This window comes from Thermogutta sp. (assembly GCF_014359955.1).
Lineage (GTDB): Bacteria > Planctomycetota > Planctomycetia > Pirellulales > Thermoguttaceae > Thermogutta.
The window spans coordinates 1-11,514 of sequence record NZ_JACIYL010000048.1; the positions used below are offsets into that span (position 1 = coordinate 1).

Annotated in this window: 9 protein-coding genes; 4 read left to right on the forward strand and 5 right to left on the reverse strand. The window is 59.8% G+C overall.

All coding sequences use genetic code 11. The features are described from left to right. Window positions 1–207: 207 nt before the first annotated feature. Together H5U08_RS02865 and H5U08_RS02870 are read right to left on the reverse strand one after the other, a co-directional pair. A complete protein-coding gene (locus tag H5U08_RS02865) occupies window positions 208–660 on the reverse strand; it encodes a 6-carboxytetrahydropterin synthase (RefSeq protein ID WP_297029879.1) in 453 nt (150 codons plus the stop codon). Between the two features lie 55 nt (window positions 661–715). After that, window positions 716–1,423 (reverse strand): 7-cyano-7-deazaguanine synthase, encoded by a 708-nt coding sequence (locus tag H5U08_RS02870; RefSeq protein ID WP_297029881.1) that lies wholly within the window; start codon window positions 1,421–1,423, stop codon window positions 716–718. 501 nt (window positions 1,424–1,924) lie between these two features. Between H5U08_RS02870 and H5U08_RS02875 the strand changes: the two genes are divergently transcribed. Then, a complete protein-coding gene (locus H5U08_RS02875; protein WP_297029884.1) occupies window positions 1,925–2,509 on the forward strand; it encodes a sigma-70 family RNA polymerase sigma factor in 585 nt (194 codons plus the stop codon). A 112-nt stretch (window positions 2,510–2,621) separates the two neighbouring features. Here the strand turns inward: H5U08_RS02875 and H5U08_RS02880 are convergent, their stop codons facing one another. Both H5U08_RS02880 and rpsU read right to left on the reverse strand, forming a co-directional pair. After that, a complete protein-coding gene (locus H5U08_RS02880; protein WP_297029886.1) occupies window positions 2,622–4,868 on the reverse strand; it encodes a hypothetical protein in 2,247 nt (748 codons plus the stop codon). Between the two features lie 208 nt (window positions 4,869–5,076). Then, entirely contained in the window at window positions 5,077–5,277 is a 201-nt protein-coding gene (rpsU, locus tag H5U08_RS02885) for a 30S ribosomal protein S21 (protein ID WP_095416595.1), read from the reverse strand. Window positions 5,278–5,739: 462 nt separating this feature from the next. Here rpsU and H5U08_RS02890 point away from each other — a divergent pair, with 462 nt between their 5' ends. Beyond that, window positions 5,740–6,000 carry a hypothetical protein gene (locus tag H5U08_RS02890; RefSeq protein WP_297029898.1) on the forward strand — a complete coding sequence of 87 codons (261 nt, stop codon included), beginning with the start codon at window positions 5,740–5,742 and terminating at the stop codon, window positions 5,998–6,000. A gap of 755 nt (window positions 6,001–6,755) precedes the next feature. After that, a complete protein-coding gene (locus H5U08_RS02895) occupies window positions 6,756–9,575 on the forward strand; it encodes a glycoside hydrolase family 99-like domain-containing protein (protein ID WP_297029900.1) in 2,820 nt (939 codons plus the stop codon). 45 nt (window positions 9,576–9,620) lie between these two features. On the opposite strand, the gene H5U08_RS02900 is transcribed toward H5U08_RS02895, so the two are convergent. Further along, window positions 9,621–10,001 (reverse strand): 4a-hydroxytetrahydrobiopterin dehydratase, encoded by a 381-nt coding sequence (locus H5U08_RS02900; RefSeq protein WP_297029902.1) that lies wholly within the window; start codon window positions 9,999–10,001, stop codon window positions 9,621–9,623. An 807-nt stretch (window positions 10,002–10,808) separates the two neighbouring features. On the opposite strand from H5U08_RS02900, the gene H5U08_RS02905 reads away from it, so the two are divergent. Next, on the forward strand, window positions 10,809–11,514 hold a 706-nt coding region (locus H5U08_RS02905), incomplete at its 3' end, for a Gfo/Idh/MocA family oxidoreductase (protein WP_297029904.1).

Below are 11,514 nucleotides of genomic sequence, written 5' to 3' on the forward strand. Positions count from 1 at the left end.
ATCTCGAAAACTTTTTGGAGCGGGACGATATTCCGTCATAGAGTGTTCCTAAACTGCCACAAATCGCGCACACCTCTTTCCGCAACCACGCGGAAAACCCCCTGCGCCATTCTACGAGGCAGCCCTTCATAAAGATTGAACACGGCAAACTTTTGCCGTTTGTCACTCTGCCTCTTTCCACAAAAAGGGAAGAACGCGCGAGGCCACTTACGGCCGATACACCGCCGCACACCGCGGCGTTTCCCAGAGCCGTGTTTCCACAACGGGCAGACCTTTTTGGGACACATAGTCAAAAATCAGCCGCGCAATATTCTCGGCGGTGGGATTCTCGTCCATCAAAAAAAGCGGCTCGCCCATTTCCTGCAGGACGGGCACCACTGGGTCCTGCCGATGAAGAATCATGCGGTGATCGAGATTTTCGTCGATCCAGCCCTGCACGACGCGTTTGATGTCTGTAAAGTCGAGCACCATTCCCAGTTCGTCGAGGGACGCAGTTTCAAACGTGATGACAAGCAACCCATTATGGCCGTGCAGGTTCCGGCACTTCCCCGAATAGTTGAGCAATCGGTGCCCGTAGCAAAAGTCGATCTCTCGCGACACCTGATACATGGACATTTCCTCGCACACCGGGGAGCGAATCACATAATGATGTTCTTCCACTGAAAAAGTATTCTACCGCTTGTCGCCTGGATCGGGCGGCTGTTGGCCCCCATTTTCAAGCCGGCGACACCTCTTTTCCGTCGGGAGTGGAAGCGTATCGAGTGGAATCGGGAATTCCTGCCTCCCGAAAGGCACGGCGTCTTTCCGCACATTTATTGCAGCCACCGCAGTGGAGGCCATTCATCGGGGCGATGCAGGAGAAGGTTTCATGGAGAGGCCACCGCTGCCCCCATCTCATCAACTCTGATTTGGAGACGCCCTGCAAAGGCCGAATGATCTGGAGTGGCGGAGGCCCATAGAGGTTGAGGGCCGTTTCCACCGTGCGCAAAAATTCCTCGGAAGCATCGGCAAATGGATTGCTATCCAAAATTCCAAGCGCCAGAAACGGCACCCCGTGCTGACGACACCACAGACCCGCTTTGACCAGCAGCAGGAGATTTCGCCCGGGGAGATACACGGCTTCGTCGGGGGAGTCGGCATCGGGAATCTGCTTCCCGGTGAGGCTCCAGTGCTCACCGTAAATATCCCGAACGGGCAGGTCGAGAACCGCGAGGGGACGGACCCGGTCGGCAAACCACGCCAGAACCCTCCGCACGGCAGCCAGTTCGGCCTCCTCCCAGAATAGCCCGGACCTCACATAAAGCGGCGCGACGCACCTGCCCTCTTCCGCCAGCCTGGCCAGCATGAGGCTGCTATCCAGTCCTCCGCTGAGGAGCACGGCAATGCAGTCGTTCTCAGAAACATTCGATGTCTTCGATGTCATGGTGTCCATGAAACCCAAGCCGGGATCAAAGAAATACTCCGGTTGTTCGGCATATCTCGCTCAGCCATCGGCCAAATTGGACCGATGATGGGCGGGGCGAAAGACATTCTCGGCTTTTGCGTTACAACTATCAACGTGGGAAACTGGGAAGTTCGGGAACGATAGTCAAAAGGGCAATAGGGTCATCGTCGCCTCTGCGCTCGCGTTGGGTACTCGAACGCTCACTCCGCCCATCTTGGAAGGATACAGCACTTGGCAAGGCGGTGACGGCGTGCCCTCGTGCGGGGTGTCCGGGATCGCTGCGGGGGTGGCACACCCGGCTTATGGTACTCCGTAAGTAGGCAAGACCCCACGACTGAGTGAGACTGCGCGCAATTTCTCTTGTTGCAGGACGCGTCCGTGCTTAAAATCCAACAGAGGGCATGAAATTGCCCCAGGGAGGGATTGCAGGCGACGTCAGCGGGCCAGGTGTTGTGAGCCGAGAAGGGGAGTGTAATAAGAGTGGTTCTCTCCGAAATTGACCGCCATCTCCTGGAACGCTGTCTGGAGCGCAAGCCGCGGGCGTGGGAGGACTTTGTTGACCGGTTCCTTGGGCTGGTCATTCACGTTATCAACCATACTGCCGAGTCCCGACGGCTGCGGATGACGCCGGAACTTCGGGACGATCTCTGTTCAGAAGTCTTCCTCGCCCTTCTCAAGGACGATTTCGCTGTTTTGCGCAGGTTTCACGGTCGGTGCAGCTTGGCTAGTTACCTTTGTGTGGTGGCCCGCCGAGTGGTTGTCCGTGCCCTTCAAAAGCGCAAGATGGCGGGAACTCACGAGACGGCCAACCGCCCAGAACCAGCCGCATCTTCTAAAGTCCCCTCGCCGGTGGCCTGGCCGGAAGAAGATCGAATCGCCAATCGGGAGGAAGCGGAGCGCCTCCTTCAAATGCTGGACGGACAGGAAGCGACGGTTGTCCGGCTTTACCACCTGGAGGGGAAAAGTTACCAGGAAATCAGTCAAATCACGGGGATCCCCACCAACAGCATCGGCCCCATTCTCAGTCGGGCGCGGAACAAACTTCGCCGGATCGCCACGGCGTGACCTTTCCGTTGCCCAAACCATTCCAGCTTTCTGCGAGAAGACGCGGTCCCCAACGGCCACACGGTTGCCCACCGCGCTCCTGTGCCCTCACACAACCGTCCTCGAAAAGCCCTCACGGGGTTATGTTGTAAGCTGGCAGGGAGTGGATGGCCTCCTCGATTTCCTGAACGATTGCCCGAGTGCGTTCGCCGAAAAACCCGCCGTATTCGCGGATCATCCGCGGGAACGGGATTCCTTCCGCGTAGCGTGATAGCGGGGGAACATACGCTTGCAGAATGAAGTTCTGAGCCAGCTCCGCCAGGGAAATCCTCCCGCTCTGGACTCCTTCCGCGAAAGCCACACCGGCGTAATCTGCCGCGAGATCGGTAAAGCTGAAGCCGGAATCCCCCTGGGCATCGCGCCATTCTTTGGCCAGGCCCAGGCTCCGGGCAGGTCCCGCGCCCAAAAGGTCCGTTAAAGCCGCCGACACGCCGAAGTGCTGGGCCCAGTCGTGTCGCCCTTCAATCGTAGGCAGGGGGATGCGTGCCAACCGGTGTTGCCGCTCCGCTTCCGTCTCCAGTTTCGCCCATACAGCTCCGAGTCCCGGTTGCTCCCGCAGAAAAGTCGAATCATCCACGAGAACTCCCAGGGCTCTCAGAAACGCGGATCGCTGCGCGGCACCTTGACCGGGAATTCGCTGGGCCACTTCGGCCGTTTTGCGGACGAGCCTCTCCATCACGGCGTCTCCCATCGGCCGAGGGCCGCTGACCTGCACGGCCGCCGGATCCCATTCTGCTACAACGGCCTGAATGACCCAGCGGGCGGCGGCCAGCGAATCGTCGGCGGGGATCGGCGGAGGGACGAGACGGGCCGGACTTTTGGGCGACGTGGGAGCGGTGCCCGACGTTTCCCGCCCCCCTGCCATCGTCTCCCCGCCCATTTCAGGCCCCTTCGGAGTGGCCTGTTCTGCGGAACGGACCGTCGCATCGCCCGGGGCTGCCCTCGTGGAAGGCTCCATCTCTTCCGGTGGCTGACGCGAGGGCGCTGCCTGGGCGAGGTCTTTTGCCGGGGATTTCAGCGGCGGTTGGCCGGCGGACTGTTGGAGATCCCCAGAAGGAGCATCCTCCGCAGCCTGGGTGGGCGCCGCACTGGCAACCACGGGTGCCGGCTGTCGTGACACCTGCTCCAGCCTTTCAATCAGGAGGGTGGCCGTCTCGTCCGATTCCTGCGCTGCTACCAGAGCGCGATAACAGAAAAGGAGACTCCGCCTGCTTGTTTCTGAAAAATCTTCCCAGCGCGTCTTCTTTTGCAGAAGTTCGCCTGCCACCAGGTTCATGACGAGCGTGTTGACAGGATCGAATCCCAGCAGGAATTGCCGATCCCGTGCCCGGCGGTTCTCCAATCTGGGGCGCATCAGGGAGTCCGAATCTGCGATATGGACCGCACCGAAGACGTGGCCCAACTCGTGCAGGAGCATCTCCACCCGCTCTGTCTCCGTGATTGCGGGGCCGTGCTCGCGGAGCAGGATATGACGACTGAACGGCCCGGCACAGGTCCCCAATGTTGCGGGCAGTTTCCGATCGGTCCACTGGGAGGCAAAGCCGATCGCCAGTGCGCCAGGCAGGGGATTCACCGTGGTTACGAATTGTTGATAGCCGTCCTCCAAAGAAGCCAGTTTGTTATCGGAGCGCCACGTCTCGGCGGCCACGACCTCCAACTGGATCGGGCAGAATCGGCCGAGGATGTCGTTGACCGCCGCAATGCGTGCCCGAAGTCGAGCTTCCCATATCCGTGGGGCTGCAGGTTCTTCATCGTCCACAAGAATCTTGACAGGCACACGGAGCCTCCGCGGCCGAACCTCCGGCTCCCAAATAACTCCCAGGGACGTGTATCCGCCGGAGATGGGTGGGGTGACCCTTGCCTGATCGATCTGCGAAGAGGCCATGTTGACAACCCGCGCGAGGTCAGAGGGGTCACTGTGAGAGGTAACCACCGTCATCTGCAATGTTGGCTTTCCCGGCTGGCCCTCCACGTGCAGAATCGCCAGGCTGCCGGGAGTGATGGCCTTTTCCAGTTGCGGCGAAGGGCGACTTGCTGCGAGGTGTTCCAACCCTACCGACATCCGACATGTTTCTCCGAGCATGAGCGTGGCCATCGCTCGGGGCGGAAAGGTCGCCTTTAAAACGGTGTCCCCGGCGGAAGCCTGCACCATCACGTGAACTGGAAACGGAGCGAGATTCGCGACAACCGCGGGTGTAAGTTTGGAGGCTGGAACGCCGGATTCCCGGGCGAACACCTTAGAGGAGACAAGTATCGCGCCTGCCAGGCAACCGGCGGAGAGAAGAATACTCCACTTCCACGAACGAATACGGGGACTCATGAACGCAGGGTCGGGCTGGCGGAAATATGGGCGAACCGCATCGGTTGGGCGCCAAACGGCACAACACCCAGTGGGTAACTGCCATTATAAACAAAACGCGGCGGGAAGATGGAAAAAGCCCCCGCCGACGGCCGAAGTTACCAGTTATGCCGCCGATCCGCGTGAAATCGTATCGATTCTCAGCTATTCGCGAGGCAGGCGAGGTGACTCACCGGCCCATCATGAGCATCCGCGCACGGCGGGCACGTCGCTCCGCCCGCAACCGTGCCCGGCGCCGGATTTCGCTGGGCTTTTCGTAATATTCCCGGCGCCGCATCTCCCGTTTGATTCCCGCTCGTTCTACCAGCTTCCGAAACCGACGAACAGCTTCTTGAATCGACTCGCCTTCACGCAGGATCAGTTTGACCACCCGGTAACCTCCTTTCTATCAAAAACCGAATAACCAAAGCGTCTGAAACCATCCCGAACCACATCAAAACACCAGAACGGGCCAACCGACCACCGATTGTCCCGCATATCAATTATTTATCCCGGACAGAAGGCCCCTGGGGGCAATTTGTCGAGCGGGAACCACATATGGAGAGGTGCGCCCCGGCCACATCCAGCTTTGATGGTAGCCGCCCGAGACCGTCTTGTCCAGCATCCCTGCCCGGAGAATTGCAGCCGAGCGACCCCCCAATATGGTGGAATTTGCCGTCGCGGCATTTTCAGCCGATTTTGGAAGCGTTCATTCCTTGCAGTTTGCGCATTTTGCGTAAGCCGCATGACCGCAATTCCTGCTTCTCTTTCGATCATCGGCGGTGTGCGTGACGATTTTTATCCCTGCTGACGAGACACCGCACCAGACGGCTCAGGGATGAAAGGGACGCCCATGACCCGTTCCAATACTGCCCTGTCGCGCTCGCAGGGGATGATAGCGCAGCTTGGCGGCTCTCTGACGGTGGAGGAACAATTACGGCTTCTCGAAGCGCTGGACGAACGCCACGACGAAGTCCTGCGAATGATCGACGAGCTCGAGTCGCGGGTTTCGTCCCTTCTGAACACCTGGGCGAGAAAAAACGCCGCCGGGGATCCCGCGCAGGAACAAAACAAGGCACCCAGGCGGGTGCCAGCCCCTGCGCGGAACGGTTAAACCCGCGAAGCGAAGCTTCTTGCGTCATGTCCGCCTCTCGGAGGGACGTGCCTGTCACGTCCGTTTTTCGGAGGGACCCGCTCGTCGGGTCCAATGAACATTGATTGATGCCCCACGCCGCTTCCCCGGGCACGACAAGCGTGCCCCTCCGAACGATTCCCTCGGAGGGACCCGCTCGTCGGGTCCGCCGATCAACGTTGGATCATCCATCGCATTTGGCGGGGACTGAAGTCCCGCGCCGAAAGCGGGGCTAAAGCCCCGCACTCCATATGGAGTGCGGCGATTCATCGCCGCTTTTGGGTGAAGGCTTTAGCCTTCACCATCTCGGCGATTGCGCTCTTTTCCCGCGCATCCGATCAATGTCCGCTGGTAGGGGCAATTCATGAATTGCCCCTACACTATCGGAGGTATCCGCTCGTCGGGTCCGTTTTTCGGAGGGACGTGCTTGTCACGTCCGCCGATTGATATTGGATCATCCATCGCCTTTCCCCGGGCACGACAAGCGTGCCCCTCCGAAGCGCCTCCCGGAGGGACCTGCTTGTCACGTCCGTCATTCAACGATCGATCATCCATCGCCTTTCCCCGGGCACGACAAGCGTGCCCCTCCGGGGCTCGTCAAGCGCCGTGGAAGGCGCCCCTCCTCACGATTTTTTGCCTCGCTGCAACCATGTTGTTAAAATGGGACCGCGAAAGCGAATGTTCTTTGTCAAAAACACCGACCAGATAGCCCGGGCTTCTTTCCCTGGAGTTACACCATGACAGCGCTTCGCTGTGTGCGGTGGCTGTTGACGATCCTTTCACTGGGCAGTCTCAGCGTCTTCGTCCTCGCTGAGCCGCGCGTGTCTCCCGCCAATGGCGAGGAGGTATTGCGGGAATGGAATTTCGACGAGCCCGGCAATCTCCAGGGCTGGAGCCCGGGAGGGCATCTTCGCGACACGCAGGTGGCAGAGGGCGTCTTGCGGACCACGGTGGGGGACTGGGACCCGATCCTCGTTCATGAGCTTTTCGATCCGCCATTGCCAACAACGCCCACCCAGGTGATCGAAATTCGGCTGTGGGCCCCACGCGATGGAACCGCCGAATTCTTCTGGACCAACACGACCAAGACGCAGTATGGCGGCTTTTCCCCCGAAAAACACACCCCGTTTCATGTGAGTGCGGGGTGGCACACCTACCGCGTTCGTCCTTTTTGGCAGGCCGAGGGCCATCTTCTGCGTCTGCGCTTTGATCTTCCCGGCCTACAAGGCGGCGAGGAACCCGCGGAGTATCGCATCGACTTTATTCGCATCATTGAACTCGGTTCACGGGCACAACCTGTTGCCCCCGACTGGACCTTCCGCGGCAACCCGGCAGGATGGAGTCTGGAAGGTGACGGCAAATTGTGGGTGGATGAGAATGGACTTCACGCCGTGCTGCCACCCGGTTCCCGTCTGGTCGCACCGCCCATCGAGGTCACCGAGGTAATGGCCTTCGCTGCATTCCAGATGGCGGTGGATGAGCCGGGGAGTGCTCGGCTGATCTGGGCCTCGGGCAAAGTCAACGGTCTGCAGTCCCAGGAATTCGTTTTATCTCCGGGAAAGGCTCCGCGGGTTTATAACATCCCGCTCGGCGGTGCCGAAGGCTGGCAACTCCCCATCGTTTACCTGGGGCTAGAGCCGACGGCCGACAAGCCCGTTCATCTTTGCATCAGATGGTTTAAGCTGAGCGAGGAGCCGGCGGGACCTGCCGATCTGGAAATAAAAAACTTTTTCATCAAATCAGCACTGCCCCGGGTGGGACAGACATGCGAACTCGTCGCCCAGATCACCAACCGCGGCGGTGAGACGGTCGCTGCCGTTCGCGCCAAACTTGTCCTGCCTGATGGCGTAGCGCTTGCAGAACCTGCCTCCGCGGAACAGGTGACCGGACCAATCGACTATGGGGATATGCGATCGCTTATCTGGCGGGTGACGAGCCGTCGCGAGGGCCCATGCCCGCTGAAACTTCTCATCACTCACCCGACCACCCTGCAGTCAGAATGCGTGGAGACGTTTCTGCCGCAACTGCACCTTCCCAAAGCGGAATATGTTCCGCCCCCGCAACCGGTACGCGGGCCGTATGAGGTGGGCGTTTACTATTTCCCCGGTTGGGGGCGTCCGGCCTCGTGGCTTCCCCTGCTGACATTTCCTGAACGCCGGCCGGTGCTGGGCTTTTACCGCGAAGGCCTCCCCGAGGTGATCGACTGGCAAATCAAATGGGCTGTCGAACACGGGATCACCTTCTTCTGTTACGACTGGTACTGGCGACAGGGAGAGCAGCGGCTCAATCATGCCCTCCACGATGGCTATTTCCATGCCCGATATCGCAACCTTCTCAAGTTTTGCCTTCTTTGGGCGAATCACTTCGGCCCCGGAGAACACAGTGCGGAAGATCACCGACGCGTGTGTCAATACTGGATAGAGAATTACTTCCGGCGTCCCGAGTATTTTAAAATTGACGGTCGGCCGTTGCTTGTGATCTTCTCCGTTTATTCCCTCAAACGAGACTTGGGCATCGAGGGAACTCGGCAGGCCATCGAGCTCTGGCATCGCATGACGGAGGAGGCCGGCGTGGGCAGAATCCTTGTCGCGGGCTGCGGAACTCCCGTTGTGCTCAAAGAAATGAAGGAGATGGGGTTTGATGCCGTCACCGGGTACAACTGGCCGCGGTGCGGGATCGACGATCGCAATTGGGTACCATTTGCCGAAGTCGCCCGAAACTACAACACGCTCTGGTGGCGACCGCTTGCCGAGGCCGGACTTATGCCGGTGATCACGCCTGTCAGTGCGGGTTGGGATTCCCGGCCGTGGCATGGAGAACGTGCCCTCGTCCTGACCGATTGCACGCCGGAGGCCTTTGAAGCCCATCTCCGTCAGGCCAAACAATTTGTCGATGAGACCGGTCAGCCAAAGGTCCTCCTCGTCGAGGCCTGGAATGAGTTTGGTGAAGGCTCCTTCTGTGAACCGCACAAGAGATATGGATTCGGCCACCTGGAAGCCATCCGCCGCGTTTTCTGTCCCAACAGCCCTGCGCCGCAGAATTTCGGTCCGGAGGACGTGGGCTTGCCTTTGCCGGAATTCAACAACGTAGAAGAACCACCGGTGCGCACCGAGTGGGACTTCGCCACCCCTGGCGATACCGAAGGCTGGTCGGTGATGATGGGGCTGACACCCCCGGTCGTAAAGGACGGCTGCCTGACCACAAAATCCACCAGCAATGATCCGGCCCTGCAAACGACAACCAAGCTGCGGGCAAGCGAGTTCTCCGAATTGGAAATCCGAGTGGCGATTCGCTCCTCGAAGGCCCGCGACATCCTCCAGCTTTTCTGGTGCCCACTCAACGCGCCGTTCCGCGAGGAGGCCAGCGCGAAAGTCGAGGTGATCGCCGACGGGGAGTTTCACACCTATCGCCTGAATCTGGCGGCACATCCGCTGTGGCGGGGGCTTGTTGCGGGGCTGCGACTGGACCCGTGCACAACCCCCAACGCGGAAATCCGCCTCGACTCACTCAAGTTCATTCGCTCCAGCTCAAACGTCCGGCCGGAAGCCAGGGAGTAACCCGTCCGCCCCTGTGCCAGCCGGCCGGTGAATCGAGATGTCGCTTCACGAAATCCCCAACGAGCGGGCGAGTTCGTCGATGCGGCTGGCCAGGTGGAAGTCTGCCTGGGTTAAACCTCCTGCGGAGTGTGTCCAGATCTCAATCCGCACGTGACGGTAGCGCTCCAGATGTAAATCGGGATGGTGGTCCAGCGCCTCGGCAATCTCGCCCACCTGATTGAGAAACTTTAGAGCAGAAACGAAATCTGGCATCCGCCACTGCCTTCTGATCCGCTGGGCCGACTCGTCGAGTTCCCAACCATCAAGCTGATTCAGAAGGACCCTGGCCTCAGACAACTCCAACCTGATGGGCTGGCCCCGACACGGTGAGCAACCCGCGGCTTTAGATTCCTGATTTTTCCGCTGAATGTCGTCCGGTTCGACCATGATCGGCACTCCGTTCGAGGATTGAGCAGATCCAAAATCGCGACCATCGCCGTTTTCTGGGCGGGCCTGTGTGCTTTCTCCATAATAGGAAAGAATCCCCGAACGGCAATTGTTGTGTCCAACTGCCAAGGAAGAAAACGAAATGGTGACCGTTGGACTGGGCTCACTGCGCTGTCCGTTCCCCAGCCGTGCGGATAGGATTTCCACGCACTTTCTCGCTTTCAGCAGCCTTCAGCGAAGGTCCCTCGAATGGGTCATCTTTCTGTGATGCCCGACAGGTACCTTAACCCTCTGCTGTTCGCCGGTAGGGGCCATTCATGAATTGCCCCTACACTATCGGAGGGATCCGCTCGTCAGGTCCGTTTTTCGGAGGGACGTGCTTGTCACGTCCGCTTTTTTCGGGGGACCCGCTTGTCAGATCCGATGAACACCGATTGACGACCAATGCCGCTTCCCCGGGCACGACAAGCGTGCCCCTCCGAAGCCGCTCTCGGAGGGACCTGCTTGTCACGTCCGCTTTTCGGAGGGACGTGCTCGTCACGTCCGATGAACACCGATCGATGACATATTCCTTCTCACCGGGCACGACAAGCGTGCCCCTCCGACCGGGAACCCACGCTCATCGTGATCCGCAAAAAAACTTTTCACGTCCCGCACTGGACACACCATCCACCTCAAACGACAATCTAAGCGCCGCGGGGCCGGAAAGTCCTCGGCCGTTGCGCCAGGCCGCATCCAAACCGGTTGCTTCATGTCCTCCCATCGTGCAATGATCTGTCCGTAACGTGATAGCGGAGGTGCTCCGCCATGAAACTGAGTCGCCGCCAACTGCTCACTGTTCTCTCCAGTCTGGGAACTTCCCTGGGCATTCCCTTCTTCTGGCAGCAACGGGTCACGGCCGAAGGACCACCACTCAAGAACGATCGGCCGGGCATCGGGGCCATCGGGATGCGCTACCAGGGCACGGTCATTGCCCTCAAGGCCCAGACCCATGGCGATATCGTGGCGATTGCCGACGTGGACCGAAACGTCCGCGAACAGGCCCGCGCCAGCTTCGGCAGCACCCCCGACATTTATGAGGATTACCGTCACCTCCTCGACCGAAAGGACATCGACGTCATCCTTATCGGAACTCCCGACCACTGGCATGCCAAAATGGTCATTGACGCGTGCCGCGCGGGCAAAGATGTTTATGTCGAAAAACCCCTCACGCTCACCGTGGACGAAGGCAAAGTGATCCGCAAAGTCGTGCAGGAAACCCAGCGCGTGGTTCAGGTGGGATCCTGGCAGCGGAGTGATGCCCGTTATCGACTGGCCGTCGAGATGGTGCGGGCGGGGCGACTGGGCAAACTGCACCGCGTCACCTGTGTGGCCGGTCCCAATCCGACGGGCGGTCCCTTTCCCGTTCGCCCGGTGCCCAACGCCCTCAACTGGAATCTCTGGCTGGGCCAGGCCCCCGAAGTCCCCTACACCGAGGAACGCTGCCACTACACCTTCCGCTGGTGGTTCGAAT